This is a genomic window from Roseovarius autotrophicus, assembly GCF_018069895.1.
GTDB classification, from domain to species: domain Bacteria; phylum Pseudomonadota; class Alphaproteobacteria; order Rhodobacterales; family Rhodobacteraceae; genus Roseovarius; species Roseovarius autotrophicus.
In genome coordinates, this window is sequence record NZ_JAGQDH010000003.1 from 89450 (window position 1) to 112927 (window position 23478).

The window sequence follows — 23478 nt, forward strand, 5'->3', positions numbered from 1 at the left end:
GCCGGGCCGATGGCCGGTGTGGAGGCTCGCGCTGCTGCTCTACCCGTTCGCGGCCCCCGCCGTGGCGATCAACCTCTTTCTGGCGGGGCTGATCGCGCACAAGACGGGGTTTGTCGCACTGCCGCCGGTGCTGGCACTGTGGCTGTCGGTGCCTTTGGGCGTGCCTGCGGCCTGGCTTTGCGGCCGCTGGGTGCGCGGGCTTCTGGACGAGGCGGCGGCAGGGCCGAAAGGAGCCTCCGCAAAATCATGAATCGTGTTTGATTAATATCAAGGCTGGGCGAGAGAGGCGCCTCGATACTGACCCCATGAAACCGCTGCTGCGATTCCTCTGGCTGCTCTGCCTTCTGCCCGGTCTGGCGACCGGCATCCTGCCCCTGCCCGGTCAGGCTTTGGGGTTGGAGATGGTGATCTGCGCCGACGGGACCGAGCATGTGATCCGCGTGGGACTTGATGGTCAACCAATTGAAATTGAAGAGGATTGTGCGCTCTGCTGTGCCGCCTGCGGCCCCGCCCCGGCGCTCTTGCCCTGCATGATCACCCTTGCCCGCCCCGCCTTGCGCGCGGTCGGCGCAACCATGTCCGCGCGCACTGCCGTTCTGCCGGCACGCGCCGCCCTTTTTCCGGCCCCGCGCGGCCCCCCGGCACGGATCCTCTGACGATGCACCGACTTGCCCTCCTCTTTCTTGTGCTGATCGGGCTGGCCCTGCCGCGTGCCGCGCTGGCGCAGACCGATCACCGGCTTCTCACCCGCTTTCTGGCCGAAGTGCCTGCCTCCGAGCTTTTCGAAGGCGCCGACGGCTATGGTGTGCCGCTGCCGGATCTGGCCGTAGCCCCGGTGCTCAGGGGCGGCGAGACGGTAGGTTACGCCTTCGTCAATTCCGATTTTGTGGGCACCACGGGCTATTCCGGCAAGCCCATCCATATCCTGATCGCGCTCGACCCGCAGGCCGTGGTTCAGGGCGTGCGGCTGGTGCAGCATTCCGAGCCGATCGTCCTTATCGGCATCCCCGAAGCGCGGATCGCCAAACTCACCGCCGAGTTCAAGGGCCGCGACATCGCCGCCGAAGCGCGCGGCGAGACGGAACATGCGCTGGAAATCATCTCGGGCGTGACTGTCACCATCATGGTGATCGACGATTCGATCCTGCGCTCGTCGCTTCGGGTCGCGCGGGCGCTCGATCTGGGCGGGCTGGGGCAGACGGTCGCGCCCGAGGCCCCCCGTGTCGAGATCGACCCCGAGGCCGGGGTGGCGGGCGACTGGGAGACGCTTGTGGGCGACGGCACTGTGCGACGCATGGCGCTGAGCGTGGCCGAGGTCAACGACGCCTTTGCCGGGCTGGGCGATCCGCGCGCGCTCGGCACCCCCGAGGAGGGGCCGGACACGGACAATTTCATAGAGCTTTACACCACCCTGCCCAGCATCCCCGCCATCGGGCGCGCGCTGCTGCTGGACCGCGAATACGACACTATGCGGGACTGGGCGGGCGAGGGCGACCATGTGCTGATGGTGATGGGGCTGGGGCGCTATTCCTTCAAGGGGTCGGGCTATGTGCGTGGCGGTCTTTTCGACCGTATCCAGCTTATCCAGGGTGATATGGCGCTGCGCTTTCGCGACCGCGATCACCGGCGCGTGGGCGATCTGACCGCCCCCGGCGCGCCGCGCTTTCGCGAACAGGACATGTTCCGCATCCCCGCCGACAGCGGCTTTGATCCGGCCCAGCCGTGGCGGCTGCAACTGCTGGTGGGCCGTGAGGTGGGCGCATTGGAACGGGTCTATACCACCTTTGAGAGCGGCTGGCAGCCGCCCACGCACCTTCTGCGCGACCTGCCGGCACCCGAGGCGCCCGCGCCCCTGGTCATCGAGGAGAACGAGAGCGCCGCCATGACCGCGCTCTGGCAACGCATCTGGCGCGACAAGACGGTTGAAATCGCCGGTCTCGGCGCGATGCTTGTGGTGCTCACCGGCGCGTTCTTCTTCCAGACCTATGCCACCGTGTCGGAGCGCGCTTTCACCTGGTTCCGCATGGGGTTTCTCGGGCTCACGCTGGTGTTTCTCGGCTGGTATGCCAATGCGCAACTGTCGGTCGTGAACATCATGGCGCTGGCCGCTTCGCTCAAGGAAGGGTTCACCTGGTCGGCCTTCCTGCTCGATCCGCTGACCTTCATCCTGTGGTTCTCGGTCGCGGCCTCGCTGATCTTCTGGGGGCGCGGGGCCTATTGCGGCTGGCTGTGCCCGTTCGGCGCGTTGCAGGAACTGACCAACCAGATCGCGCGGCGGTTTCGCGTGCCGCAATGGACCCTGCCCTGGGGCCTGCACGAGCGGCTCTGGGCGGTGAAATACATCCTCTTCCTGGGTCTTTTCGGCGTCTCGCTCGCCTCAATCGAACAGGCCGAGACGCTGGCCGAGGTGGAGCCGTTCAAGACCGCCATCGTGCTCAAGTTCGACCGCGCCTGGCCCTTCGTCCTTTATGCGCTGGTGCTGCTTGGCGCGGGTCTTTTCGTCGAACGGTTCTATTGCCGCTATCTCTGCCCGCTTGGTGGCGCGCTGGCGATCCCCGCGCGGATGCGCATGTTCGACTGGCTGCGGCGCTATCGCGAGTGCGGCAACCCGTGCCAGACCTGCGCCAACGAATGTTTCGTGCAGGCGATCCACCCCACCGGCGAGATCAACCCCAACGAATGCCTGAACTGCCTGCATTGCCAGGTGCTGTATCAGTCCGAAGACAGATGCCCGGTCGTCATCAAGCGGCTCAAACGCCGCGCCGCCGCCTCCGAGGGCGCGGCAGGACTTGACCGGGTGCTGACCAATCACCCGAACCATCCAAACCTGAAGAAAGGAACGGACCATGTCTGACACACCCCTGAAATCCGGCATCAGCCGCCGGGGCCTCCTTGGGGCCACAGCGGGCACCGCCGCGCTTGGCACCATGGGGGGCGCGGCCCTGCTTGGTGGGGCAAGCCCCGTGCGCGCCGCCGCCGGTGCGGCGACCGTCGCCCCCGGCGAGCTTGACGAATATTACGGCTTCTGGTCCTCGGGCCAGACCGGCGAGGTGCGTATCCTCGGCGTGCCCTCGATGCGCGAATTCATGCGTATCCCGGTGTTTAACCGCTGCTCGGCCACCGGCTGGGGGGCAACCAACGAGTCCGTCGCCATCCACCGCGAGCGGATGACCGACCAGACCAAGGCGTTCCTTGCTGCCAACGGAAAGCAGGTGCACGACAACGGCGACCTGCACCACGTCCACATGTCCTTTACCGAGGGCAAGTATGACGGGCGCTTCCTGTTCATGAACGACAAGGCCAATACCCGCGTCGCGCGTGTGCGCTGCGACATCATGAAATGCGACAAGATCACCGAGATTCCCAATGCCAAGGCGATCCACGGGTTGCGTCCGCAGAAATGGCCGCGCACCAACTATGTCTTTGCTAATGGCGAGGATGAGACGCCCATCGTCAATGACGGCAAGATCCTCGACGATCCGTCGCAGTATGTGAATTATTTCACCGCCGTCGATGCCGACACGATGGAGGTGGCCTGGCAGGTGATGGTGTCGGGCAACCTCGACAACACCGATGCCGATTACGAGGGCAAATGGGCCTTCTCCACCTCCTACAACTCGGAGATGGGGATGAACCTTGGCGAGATGACCGAATCCGATATGGATCACGTCGTTATCTTCAACATCGCCGAGATCGAAAAGGGTATCGCCGCCGGCGATTTCGAGGAAAAGAACGGCGTCAAGGTGATCGACGGACGCAAGGAGCGGAACAAGAATTACACCCGCTACATCCCGATCCCCAACAACCCGCATGGCTGCAACATGGCACCTGACAAGATCCACCTGTGCATCGGCGGCAAGCTTTCGCCCACGGTGTCGGTGATCGACGTGCGCAAGCTCGATGCGCTCTTCGAGAGCGATATCGACCCGCGCAGCGCCGTGGTGGCCGAGCCGGAACTGGGCCTCGGGCCGCTTCACACCGCGTTTGACGGCAAGGGCAACTGCTACACCACGCTCTTTCTCGACAGCCAGATCGTGTTCTGGAACATAGAGCGCGCGATCCGCGCCTATAATGGCGAGAACGTGAGCCCGATCATCTCCAAGACGGACGTGCATTACCAGCCGGGCCACAACTCGACCTCGATGGGCGAGACGCTGGAGGCGGATGGCAAGTTCTTCATCTCGATGAACAAGTTCTCCAAGGACCGCTTTCTCAACGTCGGCCCGCTCAAGCCCGAGAACGAGCAGCTTTTCGTCATCAATGGCGACAAGCTGGATCTGGCCCATGACGGCCCCACCTTCGCAGAGCCGCACGATTCGATCATCGTGCACCGCTCGGTGGTCAATCCGCTGCACGTCTATGACCGCAACGACCCGACCTGGGCCGCGACGCGCGCACAGGCCGAGGCCGATGGCGTCGATATCGACGATTACATGGCCGAGGTGATCCGCGACGGCGACAAGGTGCGCGTCTACATGTCGAGCCAGGCGCCCAACTTCTCGATGGAGAGCTTCACCGTCCGGCAGGATGACGAGGTGACGGTGATCATCACCAACCTTGACGATATCGAGGACCTCGCCCACGGCTTTACCATGGGCGATCACGGCGTCGCCATGGAGATCAGCCCGAACCAGACCGCCTCGATCACGTTCAAGGCGGCGAAACCGGGCGTTTACTGGTACTATTGCCAGTGGTTCTGCCACGCGCTCCACATGGAGATGCGCGGCCGGATGTTCGTCGAGCCGAAAGGCGCCTGAGCATGATCCTGCGCGCCCTCACCCTGCTGTTTCTCGCGGTGCTGCCTCTCTGGGTGGCGGCGCAGGAGCGCGTGCCGGTGGGGGCGTTGCAGGACATGCTTGAGCGCGCCGAACCCGGCGCGCATCTGATCCTTGCGCCGGGCCGCCATGACGGCCCGGTGATCCTCGACCGGCCCGTGACGCTTGAGGGCGAGAGCGGTGCTTCGATCGTCGGCAACGGCCAAGGCTCTGTGATCACCGTGACCGCGCCGGATGTGATCCTCCGGGGGCTGGCGATTTCCGGCTCCGGGCAGGACGGCGCGGCGATTGATTCCGGCATCCGCCTGCTCAAGGGGGCAGAGCGGGCTTTGGTCGAGGGCAACCATCTGACCGGCAACCTGCACGGCATCGACATTCACGGCGCGCGCGACGCGGTGGTGCGCGGCAACACCGTGATCGGCAGTGATTTTCACCGCGTCAACGACCGGGGCAACGGCATTTATGTCTGGAACGCCCCCGGCGCGGTGGTGATCGGCAACGACATCCGTCTCGGGCGCGACGGCATCTTTTCCAACGCCTCGCGCCGTAACGTGTTTCGCGACAACATCTTCCGCGATCTGCGCTTTGCCATCCATTTCATGTATACCAACGACACCGAGATCAGCGGCAATATCAGCATCGGCAACACGCTGGGATATGCGCTGATGTTCTCGGACCGGATCACGGTGCGCGGCAATCTCTCGCTTGGCGACCGCACCCATGGACTTATGCTCAACTATGCCAATAGCGCCGATGTCACCGGCAATCTGGTTCGCGGCGGCACGCATGAGAAATGCACCTTCATCTACAACGCCCACAAGAACCTGATCGCGGGCAACCGGTTCGAGGGCTGCGAGATCGGGATTCACTTCACTGCCGGGTCAGAGCGCAACGCCATCACCGGCAACGCCTTTGTCGGCAACCGCACGCAGGTCAAGTATGTCGGCACCCGTGACGTGGAATGGAGCCTTGACGGGCGCGGCAATTACTGGTCGGATCATCCCGCCTTCGATCTTGACGGCGACGGCCTCGCCGATGGCGCGTTCCGGCCCAACGACCTGATGGACCATATCCTGTGGTCGCAACCCGCCGCCAAGCTGCTTCTGGGCGCGCCGGTGGTGCAGCTTCTGCGCTGGTCGCAGGCGGCGTTTCCGGCGGTGCTTCCGGGGGGTGTTGTGGACAGCCACCCGCTCATGGCCCCCGTGGAAATCCCCGTCCCCGAGGCGCTCTTGCCCGAGGAGGCCCGCGCCGTGGCGCAGGCCCGTAACCGAAGGAGAGACGATGCTGACGCTCTCGCATCTCACTAAGCGTTTTGACGGCGCGACCGCGCTCGACGATGTCTCGCTCAGCGTGGCCCCGGGCGAGCGCGTGGCGCTTCTGGGCCATAACGGCGCGGGCAAGTCCACGCTGATGAAGATCGTGCTGGGCCTGATCCCCCATGACGGCGGCACGGTCGAGGTTCTGGGCGCGCGGCCCGGATCGGGCACGGCGCGCGCGGGCGTGGCCTATCTGCCCGAAAGCGCGGCCTTTCACCCGGCGCTCACGGGGCGGGAAACCATCGCCCATTATCTGCGCCTGCGCGGGCAACCGGCGGCGCTTGCGGGTGCGCTGCTGGATCGCGTGGGCCTGTCGGACGCCGCCGACCGGCGCATCGGCACCTATTCCAAGGGGATGCGGCAGCGCGTCGGGCTGGCGCAGGCCCTCATCGGGCGTCCGCGCCTGATGGTTCTGGACGAGCCGACATCGGGGCTTGATCCGGTGTCGCGGCGTGACTTCTACACGATTCTGGAGGATCTGGCCGCCGAGGGCGCGGCGATCCTGCTCTCGAGCCACGCCCTGACCGAGGTGGAGGCGCGCACCGACCGCATGGTGATCCTCGCCCATGGGCGGCTCATGGCTGAGGGCAGCCTGAGCGCCCTGCGCCAGGCCGCCGACCTGCCGGTGACGGTGGAGCTAACGGCCGTCAACGGCGCGCGCGCCTCGATCCTCGATGCCGTGCCGGGGGGAGAATTGTGCGGCAACCGCATCACCTATCGCTGTCGGCAGGACGAGAAGATGGGCCTTTTGCGCCGCCTCAGCGCGCAAAGCGAAAGCCTTGAGGATATCGAGATGCACCCGCCCAGCCTTGAAGACCTCTACAGCCATTTCAGCAAAGGGGCCGTGCGATGATCCGAATTCTCTCCATGGCGCAGACCGAGTTTCGCATCAGCCTGCGCAACCGCTGGGTGGCGGTGTCGGTGGCAATGATGGCGGTGTTTTCCATCGTACTTGCCGCCGCGGGTTCTGCCCCTTCGGGCACCGTGGGGGTGGACCGGCTCTCGGTGACGGTGGCCTCGCTGACCTCGCTCGGGGTCTATCTGGTACCGTTGGTGGCGCTTTTGATGAGTTTCGACGCCATCGCGGGCGAGACCGAGCGCGGTACGCTGCCGCTCCTGCTCACCTATCCGCTCAGCCGCGCCGAGGTGCTTCTGGGTAAGCTCATTGCGCATTTGGCGGTGCTCGCGCTGGCGGTGGGGGCGGGCTATGGCCTTGCCGCGCTGGCGATCTGGGTTTGGGATGCGCGCGCGGTGGCGGGGCTGCCTGCGCTCTGGCGGCTGACATGGTCCTCGGTGGTGCTTGGCGCGGTGTTTCTGGGTGCGGGCTACGCGCTCTCGGCGCTGGCGCGGCGGCCCTCGGGGGCGGCGGGGTTGGCGATCGGGCTGTGGCTTGGGGTGATCGTGCTGTGGGATCTGGGGCTTCTGGCGGCGCTTGTGGCCGACAATGGCGGCTGGTTCACCACCGATGTCTTTCCCGTGGCGCTGCTGGCCAACCCGGCGGATGCCTTCCGTCTCTACAATCTCGCCGCCTCCGAGGCGGGGGCGGTCGCAGCCGGTCTTGCCGGGGCCGCCAACGCGATCCCGCCCGGCGCGGCGCTGGCCTCGCTGCTCCTGTGGCCGCTCGCCGCGCTTGGCCTTGCGCTTGTCGCGTTCCGGAAGGTGACCCCATGATTCGTCTCATTCTTCTCGCCCTTCTCGCGCTCGCCGCCTGCAAGGAGGACCGCGCCGAGGCCCCGTCGCCGGTGGAACTGACCACCGAGGCGACCGGCTATTTCTGCCAGATGAACCTGATCGAGCATCCCGGCCCCAAGGCGCAGGTGCATCTTGACGGGCTGCCCTTTCCGCTTTTCTTCAGCCAGGTGCGCGATGCGCTGGCCTATGCGCGGATGCCGGAACAGAGCCACATCATCGCGGCGATCTATGTCAACGATCTGGGCGCGGCCCCGAGTTGGGAGGAGATGGGCGCGGCGAACTGGATCGCCGCCGGGGCCGCGCATTATGTGATCGGTTCGGACCGCGCAGGGGGCATGGGCGCGCCCGAAGCGGTGCCATTTGCCAGCCGCGCTGAGGCCGAAGGCTTTGCCGCGCGCCACGGGGGCGACGTGCTAGAGCTGGCCGATATTCCCGACGCTGCGCTTTTGGCCCCGGTGGCGGGGGCGCATGATGCCCCCGGCGATACCGACGAGTTCCGTCGCCGCCTCAAGGCCCTGTCCCCGACCGAAGGATGACCCCGATGCAAACTCGCCGCCGGTTCCTGACCATCTGCGCTGCCCTGCCGGTGGCGCTTGCCTCTGGCCGTGCCGGGGCAGAACCGGCGAGTATTTATCGCGGGCAGGCCATGGGGGCCGCCATCACGCTGCACCTGCGCCATCCCGAGGGTGCCCGGCTTGCCGATCTGGCACTGGCCGAGATCGCGCGGCTTGAACGTATCTTCAGCCTTTATCAGGCCGACTCGGCGCTGATGCGGCTCAATGCCTCGGGGCGGCTGGATACGCCGCCGCCCGAGATGCTCGACCTGCTGAGCCTGTGCCACGCGGTGCATCATGCCAGCGGCGGGCGGTTCGACCCGACGGTGCAGCCGCTCTGGGCGGCGTTGGCGCAGGGCGAGGTGACGGACGGGATCGCGCGGGCGCGCGCGCTCATTGGCTGGGAGGGGGTACGTTTTGACCGCGCGGCCGTGACGCTGGCGCGTCCCGGCATGGCGCTGACGCTGAATGGCGTCGCGCAGGGCTATGTGGCCGACCGGGTGGCGGCGCTGTTGCGCGCCGGGGGGCTGAAGGTGGGGTTGATCGATACCGGCGAGATATCCGCCATCGGGCAGGACTGGCCGGTGCGTATCTCGGGTGGCCCGCGCCTGCGCCTGAGCGACCGGGCGCTGGCCACCTCGGGGCTGTTCGGCACGGTTCTCGATGCGGGCGGGCGGCAGGGGCATATCCTGTCGCCGTTCGGTGATGCGGTGCCCTGGCAACGGGTCTCGATCTCGGCCCCGCGCGCGGCGGTGGCCGACGGGCTCTCGACCGCTGCCTGTCTCATGCCGGACCGCGCCGCGCTTGGTGCGATGCTGGCGCAATTCCCCGGTGCGCGGCTTGAGGACCTGCGCGGCTAACGCCGCGCGCCGTCGAACTGCGCTACATTCACGCCTGCTGCCTCCAGCCCTGCACGCAAGGAGCGGGCGATGTCCACTGCCTCGGGCGTGTCGCCATGCAGGCAGATCGTGTCGATCCGGGTCGGTATATGCGTGCCGTCCTCGGCGATGATCGCGCCCGCGCGCAGCATCCCAAGGATACGCTCCGCCGCGTGGCTTGCGTCATGGATCACCGCGCCGGGCTTGCGCCGGTCCACCAGCGTGCAGTCGGCGTTATAGGCGCGGTCGGCGAATATCTCGCAGGCCATGCGCGCGCCAAGGCCGCGCGCCGCCGCCTCCTGCGCCGTGCCCGCCAGCACCATGACGATGATCTCGGGCTCGACCGAGAGCGCGGCCTCATAGCACGCGCGCGCGAGCGCCTCATCCTCGGACGCCATGTTGGCCAGCGCGCCGTGCAGCTTGAGATGCCGCACGGCCCCACCCGCCGCTCGCGCCATCCCTTGCGCCGCGCCAAGCTGATAGCGCACCTGATTGGCAAGCGTGGCATGGGGCACGTCCATGCGGTTGCGGCCAAAGCCCTGAAGATCGTTGAGGCCGGGATGCGCGCCGATGCCCACGCCGCGCGCCACCGCGCGCGCCATCGTCGCCGCCATCACGTCCGCGTCGCCTGCGTGAAAGCCGCAGGCGATGTTGGCCGAACTTACCACGTCGAGCAGCGCAGCATCATCGCCCATCTTCCAGGGGCCAAAGCTCTCGCCCATATCGGCATTGAGATCGACAGATCGTTGCATGACTCACTCCTCCTCGTTCCCGGCGATTGCGCCGCTGATGAGTTGATACGACAGAAGATCGCGGATGTCGTGCGGATCGCGCACCAGACGGCTCAGGCGGCGGCGCAAGGTGGCGCACGCCTCGGCTGCTCGGCGCTCTGCGGCAAGCCCCTCGTCGAGGGGCACAAAGCGCAAGCGCAGCTTGGTGCCCGGTGCCGCCTGCGCCACTCGCGCCAGATCGCAGGGCAGCACCGCGCCGATGCGGGGATAGCCGCCGGTTGTCTGGCTCTCGGCCATGAGCACAAATGGCGTGCCGTCGCCGGTGATCTGGATATCGCCGGGAACGATCGCCTCGGAGAGCACCGAGAGGCCGTCCTTGCTTGCGAATCCCTCGCCATCGGGGATAAGCCGCACGCCCATCCGGTTGCCGCGCGCGTCGCGGGTGAACACCGTCTCTTCGAATCGTGCCACCTCGGCGGGGGCGAAAAGCCCAGTCTGATAGCCCACCACGATCCGCACCGTGCCGCCCGTGAACCGTTCTTCGGGATCGAGCTTCAGCCCAGTCTCGGCCGCACGCCGGTCCGCGCCCACGGGCAACCGGGCGCCCGCGGTGACCACCTCGCCCAACCCTGCCGCCAGATGCGCCGAGCGCGCGCCGAGCCGTTCGGGCGTGGCGATCCCTCCGCCCAGGTGGAGATAGCCATAGACCCCCGCCAGCGTCGGACCGATCACCAGCTTTGCGCCCGCAGGCACCAGATGCGAGGCGTTCCACGCCAGCGTCGCGCCGTCGAGTTGTGCGCGCATGGGGGCGCCGGTGAGGGCGATGCGCGTGGTCTCGGTCGTTTCGAACGTGCCGCCCGTCCCGGCCATTTCCAACGCCGCCAGCGCCGGTGCCTGCCCTAGCAGCGCCGCGCCCTCGTGTAGCGCCAACCGGTCCGATGCGCCGCTGCGCGACAGGCCGAAAGCCAGATAACCGGGCCGCCCGAGATCCTGCACGCTGACGCCCGGCCCCGCCTGATGCACGATCAGCGCCCGGCTCATCGGATCGCCTCGCAGGTTGCGCCGCCGTCCGGGCCGCTTTCGCTCAGCCGCTCATAGGCTCCGCGCTCCACCGCCTCGAAAACAACCTCATCACCGGGGCGCAGCACAAAGGGCGTCTCGGACTCGGGTCGGAACAGGCGGAACGGGGTCTGGCCGATATGGCGCCATCCGGTCGGCGTCGAGACCGAAAAGAGCACCAGTTGCCGGATCGCCACCACCAGCGCGCCGACCGGAACACGGTCGGTCAGCGCCTGCTGGCGGGGGATGTCCCAATGCGCGGGCAACTCGCCCAGATAGGGCTGACCGGGAGCGAAACCGATGGTCTGCACACGCACGCGGGTGCTGGAAATTTCCGAGGCGGCGGCCTCGGGCGAAAGCCCTGCCTCGCTTGCGGCCTCGTCCAGCTGCGGGGCAAGATCGGTGCCATAGACGGTTGGAATGCGCCAGAGGCGGCGGCCCTCGGGCAGCGGTTCGGCATACCAGTCGCGGCTGTCGAGCAGCGTTTGCAGCGCGCTCGCCACCGCATCCGGATCGGTGCGCAGCGCGTCGATGCGCAGGAAGGTGGAGACGAGAGAGGTTGAGGTCTCCTCGACGCCCTCAGGACTCGCGCGCTCGACGGCCGCGCGAAAGGCGAGAGCCGCGCGGTTGCCTGCCTCGCTCAACCGGTCGCCGAAGGAGACGAGCAGACCGTCAAGCCCCACCCGCCCGAGCCGGGGGAAAGCACCTTGGGAACTCCTGTCGGTCACGTTGCTTGCGTCCTTGCCTTGCCGCTCAATGGTCTACTGCACCGCGTTCGGCAAAAACAGGGCGATCTGCGGAAAGGCGATGAGCAAGCCCGCCATCGCCAGCATGGTCGCCGCATAGGGCGCGGCCCCCAGCATCACCTCTGACATGCGCCCACCCTGCCGCGCGCCCTGCACCACATAGAGGTTGAGGCCCACGGGCGGGGTGATGAGCGCCATTTCGATCAGCACGATCATCAGGATGCCGAACCAGATCGGATCATAGCCCTGCGCCACGACAAGCGGCACCACGATGGGAATGGTCACCACCATGAGCGACAGCGTCTCGATGAAGAAGCCGAGCACGATGTAGATGCCGACGATCACGAGGATCGTGCCAAGCGGCGACAGGCCCATCCCCCCCAGCATGGCCTGCAACTCCCGTCCGAGACCGGCGGCGGCGAGCGTGAAGTTGAGGAAGGAGGCGCCGATCACCACCAGCATGATCATCGCCGTGATCTTGACCGTGCCCAGAAGGCTCTTGCTCAGCACCTCGGCGTTGATGCTGCCGAACAGTGCCGCGATGACAAAGGCCCCGGCGACGCCCACCGAGGCGGCCTCGGTCGGCGTCGCCCAGCCTTTGTAGATCGAGCCGATGATGACCGCGAAAAGCAGGATGATCGGGATAAGCTGCACCAGCGCACGCAGCATCTGGACAAACGGAAACACCCGCCGCGTGCCGCCCAGGTCGGGCCGGACAAGGCAGATCAGCACCGTCACCGCCATGAAGGCCAGCGCCAGTGCCAACCCGGGAATGAGACCCGCGAGAAACAGCTTTGGGATCGAGCTTTGGGTGAGAAACCCGTATACGATAAGGTTGATCGAGGGCGGAATCATGATGCCAAGCGTGCCGCCTGCGGCGATCGCGCCCGAAAACAGCTTCGGGTCGTAACCCAGCTTTTCGGCCTGAGGCATGGCGACGGTGGCCACGGTCGCGGCGGTGGCCACCGAAGAGCCGGAGGTGGCCGAGAACATCGTCGCGGTCGCCACATTGGCATGGACAAGGCCGCCCGGCAGCCAGCTGACCCAGCGGTCGAGCGCGGCATAGGTCCGCGTGGCGATGCCGGAGCGCACGAGGACCTCGCCCAGAAGCACGAAGAAGGGAATGGCGATGAGCGTGGCATGATCCGAGGTGGACCAGACCAGGTTGCCAAGCCCCCGGATCAGCGGGAAGGGGCTGAAGAACATGTCAAGCCCGAAGCCCAGCAGGAACAGCACGATGCCCACAGGGATCGAGAGGCTCAGAAGGGCGAGAAGGCCGAAGGTTGCATAAGAGATCATTTCTGTGCCTCCGCCTCGCCAAGTGCGCCGATGGCACGGTCCGCCGCGCCGAACTCGCGGTTGAGCACCAGCACCAGCGCCGCGAGAAAGGTGAGCCAGGCCATCAGCGCGAACCAGACCCAACCTGCGAACCACGGCATCTGCACCAGTGCCAGCGGCGTTTCGAGCGGCGTGTTGGCGCGTGAGCCATTGGCAAGCGAACGTTCCACCACAGGCCAGGCGCGCCAGCCGATCACGCTGACTGTCCCGGCAAGTGTCAGCAGAGCGAAAAGGTCAAAGGCGGCGCGAACCGCCGCGCCGCCACGCGCGCGCAGAAAGTCGATACGCACATGACCCAGTTCCATCAGCGCGTATCCCATGCCCCAGGCGGTGGCGATGGCCATGACATAGCCGCTGATCTCGTCGGTGCCGCCAAAGGAATGGGCCAGGCGACGCAGTACCACGTCGGCCAGAACCAACGCGGCGCAGCCCAGAAGCAGCGCCCCCACCCCGAGTGCCACCACGCGGTTGATCCGGCGCAGCGCGGCGAGAAGCGCCTCGGCCCGTGCAACTGCGCCGGTCATGCTCAGTTCACCCCGGCGATGGTGACGCCCACCGTGGCGCCCACGGTTTCGTTCCAGCGCTTCGCCCAGTCATTGCCCGCGCGCGCGGCCCAGTCGGGCAGCACCTTGGAGACCAGCACTTCGCGCGCCTGCTCGAAATCGGCATCCGAGACCTCGACCAGGGTCATGCCGCGCGCCTCGCCCGCCGGGCATTCGCCATTGCCGGTGAGGCAGGCGATATCGTTCACAAGCGAATCCTGCGCGGCGGCCCAGGCGGGGTCTTCGAAATTCGCGCGCACCTCCGAGGTGATGAGCGCCTGCGTATCGGCGTCGAGGCTGTTCCAGCGGTCCAGGTTCATCGCCGTCACCACGCTGTCCCAGCCACCCAGCGGGATCGGCAAGAGATGCGTCGAGACCTCCCACCAGCCGGCGCTATAGCCCGAGCCGGCCCCGGTCACGGCGCAGTTGACGACGCCGTTCTGAAGCGCGCCAGGCACCTCGCCAAAGCTCACGTTCACACCCTCTGCGCCGAGGGCTTCGAGGAATTGCGCGGTCATGCGCCCCGAGGCGCGGACCTTGAGCCCTTTGAGGTCGGCCAGTTCGGTGACCGGCGCGTTGCAGAACACCACCTGCGGCGGGTAGGGCGCGATGGCGAGGACATGGGAATTGAACCGGCTCCTGAAGATATCGGCCACCATCGGGCGCGCCGCATCGACCATCGCCCGCGCCTCGTCTGCTGTCAGGGCCAGAAGCGGCACGTCCAGCCCCTCCAGTTCAGGCGCATCGGCCACGGCGTAATCGGCCACGGTCATGCCGACGTCATAGACCCCGTCCCCCAGAAGGCGAAACACGTCAGCCACGCCTAGGTTCATCTGGTTGTGGGTGGTCAGGTTCACGCTGATCTTGCCGCCCGAGGCCTCGGGCAGCGCCTCGGACCAGAACGGAGCCTCGTATTGCTTGTGGAGCGGCAGGCTCGACCAGCTTCCGACAACGGACAGTTCCTGCGCCATGGCGGGCGCGGCAAGCATCGTGGTTGCGGCGAGGATAGAGGTGATACGGGTCATTCAGTCTCTCCTTGTCGGGACGGGTTCAGGCGGTTTCCGGCGCCAGCACCGGGGTTTCCGCTTCTTCGGGAATATCGGTTATCAGCATGTGGCCCGGCTTGTGTGTGATGCACAGCGCGGGCGCGGCGGCCTCGAGCGCCACTTGCGGGGTGACGCCGCAGGCCCAGAATACCGGCACCTGATCGCCCGTCACCGGCGCGGGATCGCCCCAGTCGGGCCGGGTGATATCCTTGATGCCGATGGCCGCCGGGTCGCCCACATGGACGGGCGCGCCATGCGCCAGTGGATAGCACCGCGAAAGCGCAACCGCCTCCTGCACGCGCTCGGGGTCGATCGCGCGCATGCTGACGACCATGTGCGACCGGAACGGGCCTGCGGGCACGCAGGGAATGGCGGTGCGGAACATCGGCACGGTGGTGTCATGGGTCACATGCCAGAGCGGGATGCCGGCCCGGATCAGCGCGTGCTCGAATGTGAACGAGCAGCCAAGCGCGAAGGCGACCATGTCGGGCGTCCAGAGATCGGTTATGTCGGTCACAGAGCCGTCCAGCCGCCCGTGGCGATAGATGTTGTAGGCGGGCACATCGCTGCGGATGTCGATGTCGCGCCCCAGCGTGTGCATCATCGCGTCACCTGTGTCCGACATGCCCACCAGCGGGCAAGGCTTCGGGTTGCGCTGGCAGAAGCGCATGAAATCCAGCGCCTCCGGGGCGGGCAGGATGACGATATTGGCCTGAAGATGACCCGTGCCAAGCCCGGCGGTATGGCCGCTGTAGCGCCCGGCGCGGATCTGGGCACGCAGCGCGGGCAGGGGCGTGGTGCGCAGGGTGTCGAATCTGGCGCTCATGGGCGGTCTCTCCTTTAATCGTCACGCTCGCAGCAGCGGGCAATAGAATCAAATCGAAAATTTTTCTCGCTATCTATAAAATATTATTATCTCTATCCCAGTTTTTCGCAACATCGCGGGCGGTGCGGGCAGCGTGTTCGGCCAGGTGATTGCCGGGCTCACCCAGCCAGGAGGCGGTAAAGCGCAAGGGCCCCGGCACCCAGCCCGGATCGAATTCTCTCAGCCGCCCTGCCGCCACATGCGCCGCCCCGAGCGCGCGCGGCAGCGCCGCCACGCCAAGCCGCGCCTCAACCAGCCGGAACGCCGCAGAAAGCGAGGAGGAAGGAAAGATGCGCGCCTCCGGCCCGACATGTTCCATCAGCAGAGCTTTCAATTCCCGATAGGGCCGGGTGGTGCGCGCATAGCTCAGAACCGGGCGGCGCAGGCAGGTCTCCGGGTCGGCGCTATCGTCGGCGGCCACATACCAAGCAAGGTCAAATCCCGGCAGGTCGAGATTGTCCACGGTATAGTCCGACACCGGCCCGAGCAGGATCGCCAGGTCGATCTCGCGCGCCAGAAGCCGGTCGCGCAGATCGCGCGAGACATCCACGGTCAGCTCGATCTCGACCTGCGGATAGGTGGCATGAAGCCGCGCGACCAGATCGGGCAACCAGCATTGCGCGATGGTCTCCGACACGCCGATGCGCAGATGCCGCTCAAGCGCGCCGGGCGCGATCAGATCCTGCGTCAGCCGCTCGGCCAGATGGGCGAAACTCTCGGCATGGCGCAGCAGCCGCTCACCCTCGCGCGTCAACGTCATGCCGTGCGGGCCGCGCGCGAAAAGCGTGCAACGGAGCACATCTTCCAGATTGCGGATGCGCGCGGTGACGGCCGGCTGGGTCAGGTTGAGGCTCGCCGCCGCGCGGCGCACCCCGCCGGTGCGCACGACCGCCAGAAACGTCTCCAGATGCGCAAGGTTGAGCGGGGTCATGGGCTGTCCTGTGGCCGGTTCGCCGCAGCATAGCGCGCGCCCGCGTGGCGCGCCATGGTGCGGCCGAGGCTGGCAATTGTCATAAATTCGTCACATAACTGTTACAAATAGCGCGATGCGACGACGACCGCTTGCGTTGCGTGGCGCGCGGCGCGAGGCTCGGCCCTTGCGACCCATGATCCCCGACGGAGGAATGATTGGACAGCCCGAACCTCACGGTATTCTTTCTTCAGATCGCTGGTGCGGCGGCGCTGTTGATCTGGTCGGTGCGGCTGGTGCGCACGGGGGTGGAACGGGCGTTCTCGGCGCCGTTGCGCCTCTGGCTGCGCCGCTCTGGGCAGAGCCGGATGCTCGCCGTGCTGACCGGCACCGGCAGCGCCATGGCGTTGCAAAGCTCGACGGCGGTGGCGGTTATGGTGGCGAATTTCGTGGCCACCGGGGCGATCCCGGCGGCGGCGGGGCTGGCCATGCTGCTCGGGGCCGATCTCGGCTCGGCGCTGGTGGCCAAGCTCCTGCTGGTGCGCCAGTCCTGGCTGGTGGCGGCACTATTGCTCATCGGTGTGGTGATGTTCCTGCGCGGCCATCAGAGACGGGTCCGGCAGGGTGGGCGAATCCTGATCGGACTGGCGCTTATCTTCATATCGCTCGATCTGCTGCGCGCGGCGACCGCGCCGCTTATCGACAGTCCCGGCGCGACGGCGGCGATGGCGTATCTCGCGCGCGACACGCTTACCGCTTTCGTGATCGGGGCGGTGTTCGCGTGGGTGGTGCATTCCTCGGTGGCCGCTGTGCTGCTCTTTGTGACGCTGGTGGCCCAGGGGGTTATGCCGTTCGCGGCGGCCGTGGCGCTCATCCTCGGGGCCAATCTGGGCGGGGCGGTGATCGCGCTGATCCTCACCCTTGCCGCCCGCGCCGAGGCGCGGCGCGTGGTGCTTGCCAACCTGCTGCTGCGCGGCGGCGGCGCGGGCCTGGCGCTTGCGGCGCTGACCGCTTTCCAGCCGCCGCTTGGCTGGCTGGGCGCAAGCCCGGCGGCGCAGGCGATCCACCTGCATATCCTGTTCAACCTTGGCCTCGTGCTGCTTGCGCTGCCGCTTGTCGGGCTGGTGGACCGTGCGGTGAAGGGGCTGATGGGGCCAGAGGGCGCGCCCTCGCCGCTGGCGCATATCACCGCGCTTGACCCGGCGGCACTGACCAACCCCGACCGCGCGCTGTCCTGCGCTGCGCGCGAGGTGATCCGCATCGGTGAGACGGTCGAGGCGATGCTGCGCCCGGTGCCGAGGTTCTATGAGCAGTGGGACGAAGTGGCGGCAGAGGAGCTGCTGGACAGTGACAAGACCGTGCGCAAGCGCCATTTCGATACCAAGCTCTATCTGGCACAACTCACCCGCGCGGGCCTCGACGAGGAGCGCAGCCAGCGCGCGATGGATCTTTCGACGATCGCCGCCAATTTCGAGGCGGCCAGCGACACGATCGCGACCACCATGCTTGGGCTGGCGCGACGGCTCAGCCAGGAGGGGGTGCAGTTCTCGCGCCCCGGCTGGGAGGAAATATGTGATTTCCATGACCGGGTGCTGGTCAATGCGCAGCAATCGCTCAATGTGATGATGACGCAGCACCCGGACGAGGCGCGCGATCTGGTCGCCGAAAAGGACACGATCCGCGACATCGAGCAACGCCTGCAACGCGCCCATCTGGGGCGACTGCGCGAGGGGCTGACCGAAAGCATCGAGACGAGCAACATCCATCAGGAGACGCTGCGCGCGCTCAAGCAGGTCAACACCGCCTTTACCATGGTGGCCTACCCGATCCTGACCGAGACCGGCGAACTTCTTTCGAGCCGGATCTCGCATCGCGCCTGAACGATTGCGGCCACGCCCCGCTTGGCCTAGACCTGTGGAAAACGGGGGCGGGCGATGCTGTGGCTTCATATCGGGATGCCCAAGACGGGCACGACGGCCTTGCAGGGCTGGCTCCATTCCCATGCTGATTTTCTGCGCGACCATGGTGTCCGCTATCTTGCCACCGGCCGCGACCGGGGCAGCGGGACGGGGCGGCTGATCTGTCACAACGCGCTGGCCGTTGCCATGAGCAGGGCCTGGCATGGCCAACCCGAGGGGGATGCCGAGGCGATGGCGTCGGAGGTCGCGGCGCACGAGGGCGCGCACTGCATCCTGTCTTCGGAGATGTTCTTTGGCCGCGATCTGGCGCCCCTGCACCAACGCTATCTGTCGCGGATCGGCGCGCCGCTTCGGGTCTTCGTCTATCTGCGCCGCTTCGACGATTTCATCGAGGCCGATTACAAGCAGCGCGCCAAGAACAGCCTGCCTACGGGCGGGGCGGAACGGTTCGTGGCCGAGCGGTTGGCGCGGATCGAGAGCGACCCGGACTATCTCGATTTCGGCACCGCCTTCGATCAGGTCCGGGCGCAGCTGCCGGGGGCCGAGATCGTGCCCCGGCTTTACCTGCGCGACGAGATGGCGGATGGCAACGTGATCCCCGATTTCCTGTCGGTTCTCGGCGTGAACCCGGAAACTGTGCCGCTGCCGAAGGTCGCCGCCAATCGCTCGCTTTCGCGGGTGGCCAGCGAGGCGCTTGGTCTTTTTGACGAGCGCGCGGGCTATGACAAGAAGGCCCGCCGCCGCCTTGGCCGCGCATTGCAAGCGAGCGGCGACGCGCGGCTCTATGCCAGCGGCGATGTGCTGACGCCAGAGGAACGCGCGCACATCAATGACACGCTGGAGGCGCGCAACACCGCGATGCGGGCCGAATTTTTTCCGGGGCGTGAGCGGCTCTTTCCCGCTGCTGCCACAAGCGCCGAGCGCGTGCGCGGCTATCCCGGCGAATTGGAGGATTTTCACCACGCCGTGCGCACGATCCTGCGGATTGCGCGCGCGGGATAGGGGGCAGTCTGGCCGTTACGGGATGAGGTTGATCACTTCGGTGCGCCAGCCCCCCGCCTGCCAGTGCAGTTCCGTCACCGACAGGTTGTCGATGGTCTGTCCAAGGGCCTCATAGGCGCTGACGCCCCGCGCCGCCTGAACCTGCGTGAGGATCGTGCCCATATGCGCCACCGCCACGATGTCGCGCCCCGGATGCATCGCCCGGAGCCGCGCCACCGCACGCCCCACGCGGGCCGAGAGGTCATCCCAGCTTTCGCCGCCAGGCGCGCGCAGGGCACCGGGCTGCTCCCAGAAGGTGCGCAGATGCTCGGGGTCGGACACGCTGTCGAACCCCTGCATTTCCCAGTCGCCGAAATGGATCTCGCGCAGGTCTGGATCGTCGGGCAGGCGCGGGCGCGCACCAGCGATGGCCACCGCCGTGGCGCGCGCGCGGATCAGGTCGGACGAGACCACAAGCGCCCCCTCCGGCAGATGCGCCGAAAGCCGCGAAAGCCGCGCGCCGTCGCTCAGATCGGCGGGAATGTCACTCCAGCCGACCATGGCGCGGGCATGGGTCGGGCCATGGCGGACCCAGAAGAACCGGCTCATGGCAGCGTGCCCTTGAGCACCAAGGGCAGCCCGGCGGCGACCATGATCACCAGTCCCGCCCTTGCCGCCAGCCGCTGGTTCAATCCGCCTTGTGCGTCGCGAAACCGCCGCGCGAGCGCGTTTTCCGGCACGACCGACAGGCCCACCTCGTTGGAAACCACCACCACCGGCGCGTGGCAGGCGTCGAGCGCGGCGAAGAGCGCCGACTCAGCCTGCGCCAGATCGCTTTCGGCCAGCAGATGATTGGAAAGCCACATCGTCGCGCAATCCAACAGCACCACCTCTTCGCCCGTCATTCCCCCGAGCGCCGGGGCCAGATCACGCGGGGCCTCGACGGTGCGCCATGCCGTCCCCCGCCGTGTCCGATGGCGCGCCAGCTTGGCTCGCATCTCTGCATCATGTGCTTCCGCCGTTGCAAGATAGACCGGCGCGGCACCCGAGCGAAGGACAAGCGCTTCGGCAAAGGCGGATTTCCCCGAGGCGGCACCGCCCAGAACCAGTGTGAGGCGCGGTAACATGAGCCGGAGACTCCCTTATTGTGATCCGGTGTGATCCCACCTGCGTAGCACTCTGTGAAAAGCTCAGAAAGGGCGCTTCCGCAGACAGGGGGAAATCATGCCGCTCGATGCACAGCAGACAAGTTCCATGTCCCGCACCGCCATGAAGGCGGAAATGCTGGACGCAGAGACCGAACTGGCGCTGGCCTATGCCTGGCGCGACCACCGTGATGAAGAGGCGCTGCACCGGCTGATCACGGCCTATATGCGCCTCGCCATCTCCATGGCGTCGAAATTCCGCCGCTACGGCGCGCCGATGAATGACCTCATACAGGAGGCGGGGCTTGGCCTTATGAAGGCTGCCGACAAGTTCGACCCCGACCGCGGTGTGCGGTTCTCCACCTATGCGGTCTGGTGGATCAAGGCGTCGATCCAGGATTACGTCATGCGCAACTGGTCGATGGTGCGCACCGGATCGACCTCATCGCAGAAATCGCTTTTCTTCAACTTGCGCCGCGTTCAGGCGAAAATCGAGCGCGAGGCCATGGCCAATGGCGAGACGCTTGACGGGCATCAGTTGCGCGAGATGATCGCGCATGAGGTTGGCGTGCCGCTGCGCGACGTGGAGATGATGGAGGGACGGCTTTCGGGCGGGGACTTTTCGCTCAATGCCACGCAATCCACCGAGGATGACGGGCGCGAATGGATCGACACGATCGAGGACGAGGGCGCTCGGGGCGACGAAATCGTCGAGCGCGATCACGACCACCGCGCGCTGCGAGACTGGCTCGGCGCGGCGCTCACCCACCTGACCGAGCGTGAACGCTTCATCGTGCGCGAGCGCAAGCTCATCGAGACCCCGCGCACCCTCGAAAGCCTTGGGGACGAGTTGAACCTGTCCAAGGAGCGCGTGCGCCAGATCGAGGCCGCGGCCTTTCAGAAAATGCGCCGCTATCTTGAAAAACACGCGGGCGAGGTGCAGAACCTGCTCGCATGAGCCTGCGCCTTGCCCTTGCCCTTTGTCTGACCGCCCTTCCGGCGCTGGCGCATGATGTTGTGATATTGGGCGAGGTGCACGACAACCCGGCGCATCACGCCGAACAGGCGGCCCGTGTGTCCGCGCTCCAGCCCCGCGCGCTGGTCTTCGAGATGCTGATGCCGGAGCAGGCGGCACTTGTCACGCCGGACCTTATTGCCGACGCCGACGCCATGGAAAAGGCGCTTGGCTGGGCGGAAAGCGGCTGGCCCGATTTCGCCATGTATCACCCGATCTTCGCCGCCGCGCCCGAGGCTGCCATTTACGGCGCTCAGATCCCGCGCGAGGCGGTGCGGGCGGTGCTCGAAGATGGCCCCGCCGAGACTTTCGGCGAAGGGGCCGCCGCCTATGGCCTGACCGATCCGCTGCCCCCCGAGAAACAAGCCGCCCGCGAGGCGCTGCAACTGGCCGCGCATTGCGACGCGCTGCCCAAGGGGATGCTGCCCGGCATGGTCGCGGTGCAGCGCCTGCGCGACGCAGCCTTGGCGCGCGCGACGGTTGCGGCGATGGCAGAGACCGGTGGCCCGGTCGCCGTGATCACCGGCAACGGCCACGCGCGCCGCGACTGGGGCGTGCCTGCCTATCTTGCCCATGTCGCCCCTGACCTTGACGTTTTCGTTCTGGGCCAGACCGAGGATGGCGCGCCGCTTCAAGGCGGTTTTGACGAGGTGCTTTCGGCTCCTGCGGCGGAACGCCCCGACCCCTGTGCCGCCTTCCGTTGAGCGCGGCCCTTGCACCGGCCCGGCGCGCGCCCTAGGCTTTGCGCGCATCTGTTGGAGAGGCCAATGCCCGGCGCGTCACGCATCCTTCTGATCATCGGCGGCGGCATCGCGGCCTACAAGGCGCTTGACCTCATCCGCCGCCTGCGCGAGCGCGGCCATACGGTCACGCCCGTGCTTACGCGCGCGGGCGCGGAATTCGTGACGCCGCTTTCGGTCTCGGCTCTGTCAGGGCGCAAGGTGTTTTCCGACCTGTTCGATCTGACCGACGAGGCCGAGATGGGCCATATAGAGCTGTCGCGCTCCGCCGATCTCATCGTCGTGGCCCCCGCCACCGCCGATCTGATGGCCAAGATGGCGCATGGTCATGCCGGCGATCTCGCCTCGACGCTGCTTCTGGCCACCGATACGCCCGTCTTGCTCGCACCTGCCATGAACGTTCGCATGTGGCAGCACGCGGCGACGCAGCGCAACCTTGCCACGCTGCGCGCCGACGGCATCGGATTTGTCGGCCCGAACGAGGGCGACATGGCTTGCGGCGAGCATGGTCCCGGCCGCATGGCCGAGGTGCCCGAGATCCTCGCCGCCATCGCCGCGCGGCTCGCGGACGGTCCTCTTGCAGGGCGGCGCATTCTTGTCACCTCCGGGCCGACGCACGAGCCCATAGACCCCGTGCGCTATATCGCCAACCGCTCTTCCGGGACGCAGGGCACAGCGATTGCGCGCGCGCTGGCGGCGCTCGGGGCCGATGTGGTGTTTGTCACCGGCCCCGCCTCGGTCCCTCCGCCCGAGGGCGTGGAGGTGATCCGCGTCGAGACCGCGCAAGACATGCTCGACGCGGCACTGGCCGCCCTGCCCGTGGATGCCGCCGTTTTCGCCGCCGCCGTGGCCGACTGGCGCGTGGCGGGCGCAAGCGACCAGAAACTGAAGAAGACCAAAGACGGTCTGCCGCGCTTTGAGTTCGCCGAGAACCCAGACATTCTGGCGACCGTGAGCCGGATGCCCGAGCACCGACCGCTCCTCGTGGTGGGTTTCGCCGCGGAAACCTGTGACGTACTCGACAACGCCACCGCCAAGCGTGCGCGCAAGGGCTGCGACTGGATCGTGGCGAACGATGTGAGCCACGCCACCGGCATCATGGGCGGGGCGGAGAATGCCGTGACGCTTGTCACCGGTGACGGCGCGGAAAGCTGGCCGCGCATGGGCAAGGCGCAGGTGGCGGCGCGTCTGGCCGAGCGGATCGCGCGGGCCTTGGCCTGAGAATT

At 66.9% G+C, this 23478-nt stretch carries 24 protein-coding genes; 14 read left to right on the forward strand and 10 right to left on the reverse strand.

Annotation, left to right across the window (positions count from 1 at the left end):
- The first annotated feature begins 16 nt into the window (after window positions 1–16).
- Genes KAK09_RS05050 through KAK09_RS05090 form a run of 9 tightly spaced genes read left to right on the forward strand, consistent with a single transcriptional unit; the run spans window position 17 to window position 9197 of the window.
- Complete coding sequence (locus tag KAK09_RS05050; RefSeq protein WP_336244423.1) at window positions 17–250, forward strand: hypothetical protein; 234 nt, start codon at window positions 17–19, stop codon at window positions 248–250.
- Window positions 251–305: 55 nt separating this feature from the next.
- Entirely contained in the window at window positions 306–656 is a 351-nt protein-coding gene (locus tag KAK09_RS05055; protein WP_210877831.1) for a hypothetical protein, read from the forward strand.
- Window positions 657–658: 2 nt separating this feature from the next.
- A complete protein-coding gene (locus tag KAK09_RS05060) occupies window positions 659–2854 on the forward strand; it encodes a 4Fe-4S binding protein (protein ID WP_210877834.1) in 2196 nt (731 codons plus the stop codon).
- Complete coding sequence (nosZ, locus tag KAK09_RS05065; protein ID WP_210877837.1) at window positions 2847–4757, forward strand: TAT-dependent nitrous-oxide reductase; 1911 nt, start codon at window positions 2847–2849, stop codon at window positions 4755–4757. The genes KAK09_RS05060 and nosZ overlap by 8 nt, the downstream gene beginning before the upstream one ends.
- A 5-nt stretch (window positions 4758–4762) precedes the next feature.
- Window positions 4763–6082 carry a nitrous oxide reductase family maturation protein NosD gene (locus KAK09_RS05070; RefSeq protein ID WP_418895516.1) on the forward strand — a complete coding sequence of 440 codons (1320 nt, stop codon included), beginning with the start codon at window positions 4763–4765 and terminating at the stop codon, window positions 6080–6082.
- Window positions 6057–6944 carry an ABC transporter ATP-binding protein gene (locus tag KAK09_RS05075; protein WP_210877839.1) on the forward strand — a complete coding sequence of 296 codons (888 nt, stop codon included), beginning with the start codon at window positions 6057–6059 and terminating at the stop codon, window positions 6942–6944. Before KAK09_RS05070 ends, KAK09_RS05075 begins: the two co-directional genes overlap by 26 nt.
- Window positions 6941–7762 (forward strand): ABC transporter permease, encoded by an 822-nt coding sequence (locus tag KAK09_RS05080; RefSeq protein WP_210877840.1) that lies wholly within the window; start codon window positions 6941–6943, stop codon window positions 7760–7762. Before KAK09_RS05075 ends, KAK09_RS05080 begins: the two co-directional genes overlap by 4 nt.
- On the forward strand, window positions 7759–8319 hold the full coding sequence (locus tag KAK09_RS05085; RefSeq protein ID WP_210877841.1) for a nitrous oxide reductase accessory protein NosL: 561 nt from the start codon (window positions 7759–7761) through the stop codon (window positions 8317–8319). Before KAK09_RS05080 ends, KAK09_RS05085 begins: the two co-directional genes overlap by 4 nt.
- Before the next feature lie 5 nt (window positions 8320–8324).
- On the forward strand, window positions 8325–9197 hold the full coding sequence (locus tag KAK09_RS05090) for an FAD:protein FMN transferase (protein ID WP_336244424.1): 873 nt from the start codon (window positions 8325–8327) through the stop codon (window positions 9195–9197).
- Here the strand turns inward: KAK09_RS05090 and KAK09_RS05095 are convergent.
- The 8 genes from KAK09_RS05095 to KAK09_RS05130 all read right to left on the reverse strand — a co-directional run bounded on the left by KAK09_RS05095 (window position 9194) and on the right by KAK09_RS05130 (window position 16473).
- A complete protein-coding gene (locus tag KAK09_RS05095) occupies window positions 9194–9967 on the reverse strand; it encodes a LamB/YcsF family protein (RefSeq protein ID WP_210877843.1) in 774 nt (257 codons plus the stop codon). The two genes, KAK09_RS05090 and KAK09_RS05095, sit on opposite strands and share 4 nt — an antisense overlap.
- 3 nt (window positions 9968–9970) lie before the next feature.
- Window positions 9971–10987, reverse strand: a complete 1017-nt coding sequence (locus KAK09_RS05100; RefSeq protein ID WP_210877844.1) for a 5-oxoprolinase subunit C family protein — start codon at window positions 10985–10987, stop codon at window positions 9971–9973.
- The gene (locus tag KAK09_RS05105) at window positions 10984–11733 is read right to left on the reverse strand and encodes a carboxyltransferase domain-containing protein (protein WP_210877845.1); all 750 of its coding nucleotides are present in this window, start codon (window positions 11731–11733) and stop codon (window positions 10984–10986) included. The genes KAK09_RS05100 and KAK09_RS05105 overlap by 4 nt, the downstream gene beginning before the upstream one ends.
- 33 nt (window positions 11734–11766) lie before the next feature.
- Window positions 11767–13050 carry a TRAP transporter large permease gene (locus tag KAK09_RS05110; protein WP_210877846.1) on the reverse strand — a complete coding sequence of 428 codons (1284 nt, stop codon included), beginning with the start codon at window positions 13048–13050 and terminating at the stop codon, window positions 11767–11769.
- On the reverse strand, window positions 13047–13613 hold the full coding sequence (locus tag KAK09_RS05115; RefSeq protein ID WP_210877847.1) for a TRAP transporter small permease subunit: 567 nt from the start codon (window positions 13611–13613) through the stop codon (window positions 13047–13049). Before KAK09_RS05115 ends, KAK09_RS05110 begins: the two co-directional genes overlap by 4 nt.
- A 2-nt stretch (window positions 13614–13615) precedes the next feature.
- Window positions 13616–14656 carry a TRAP transporter substrate-binding protein gene (locus KAK09_RS05120; RefSeq protein WP_210877848.1) on the reverse strand — a complete coding sequence of 347 codons (1041 nt, stop codon included), beginning with the start codon at window positions 14654–14656 and terminating at the stop codon, window positions 13616–13618.
- A gap of 25 nt (window positions 14657–14681) precedes the next feature.
- Window positions 14682–15503 carry a putative hydro-lyase gene (locus KAK09_RS05125; RefSeq protein ID WP_210877849.1) on the reverse strand — a complete coding sequence of 274 codons (822 nt, stop codon included), beginning with the start codon at window positions 15501–15503 and terminating at the stop codon, window positions 14682–14684.
- Between the two features lie 73 nt (window positions 15504–15576).
- The gene (locus KAK09_RS05130; protein WP_210877850.1) at window positions 15577–16473 is read right to left on the reverse strand and encodes a LysR family transcriptional regulator; all 897 of its coding nucleotides are present in this window, start codon (window positions 16471–16473) and stop codon (window positions 15577–15579) included.
- Between the two features lie 197 nt (window positions 16474–16670).
- On the opposite strand from KAK09_RS05130, the gene KAK09_RS05135 reads away from it, so the two are divergent.
- Window positions 16671–18332, forward strand: a complete 1662-nt coding sequence (locus KAK09_RS05135; protein WP_210877851.1) for a Na/Pi cotransporter family protein — start codon at window positions 16671–16673, stop codon at window positions 18330–18332.
- Between the two features lie 54 nt (window positions 18333–18386).
- Window positions 18387–19373 (forward strand): hypothetical protein, encoded by a 987-nt coding sequence (locus tag KAK09_RS05140; RefSeq protein ID WP_210877852.1) that lies wholly within the window; start codon window positions 18387–18389, stop codon window positions 19371–19373.
- A gap of 15 nt (window positions 19374–19388) precedes the next feature.
- On the opposite strand, the gene KAK09_RS05145 is transcribed toward KAK09_RS05140, so the two are convergent.
- Complete coding sequence (locus KAK09_RS05145) at window positions 19389–19961, reverse strand: histidine phosphatase family protein (protein WP_210877853.1); 573 nt, start codon at window positions 19959–19961, stop codon at window positions 19389–19391.
- Complete coding sequence (gene cobU / locus KAK09_RS05150; protein WP_210877854.1) at window positions 19958–20479, reverse strand: bifunctional adenosylcobinamide kinase/adenosylcobinamide-phosphate guanylyltransferase; 522 nt, start codon at window positions 20477–20479, stop codon at window positions 19958–19960. The genes KAK09_RS05145 and cobU overlap by 4 nt, the downstream gene beginning before the upstream one ends.
- A gap of 142 nt (window positions 20480–20621) precedes the next feature.
- On the opposite strand from cobU, the gene KAK09_RS05155 reads away from it, so the two are divergent.
- The 3 genes from KAK09_RS05155 (at window position 20622) to coaBC (ending at window position 23473) form a co-directional block, all read left to right on the forward strand.
- A complete protein-coding gene (locus KAK09_RS05155) occupies window positions 20622–21455 on the forward strand; it encodes an RNA polymerase factor sigma-32 (RefSeq protein ID WP_247651086.1) in 834 nt (277 codons plus the stop codon).
- Window positions 21452–22216, forward strand: a complete 765-nt coding sequence (locus KAK09_RS05160) for a ChaN family lipoprotein (protein WP_210877856.1) — start codon at window positions 21452–21454, stop codon at window positions 22214–22216. Before KAK09_RS05155 ends, KAK09_RS05160 begins: the two co-directional genes overlap by 4 nt.
- A 63-nt stretch (window positions 22217–22279) precedes the next feature.
- Window positions 22280–23473 (forward strand): bifunctional phosphopantothenoylcysteine decarboxylase/phosphopantothenate--cysteine ligase CoaBC, encoded by a 1194-nt coding sequence (gene coaBC / locus KAK09_RS05165; protein ID WP_210877857.1) that lies wholly within the window; start codon window positions 22280–22282, stop codon window positions 23471–23473.
- Window positions 23474–23478 lie beyond the last annotated feature (5 nt).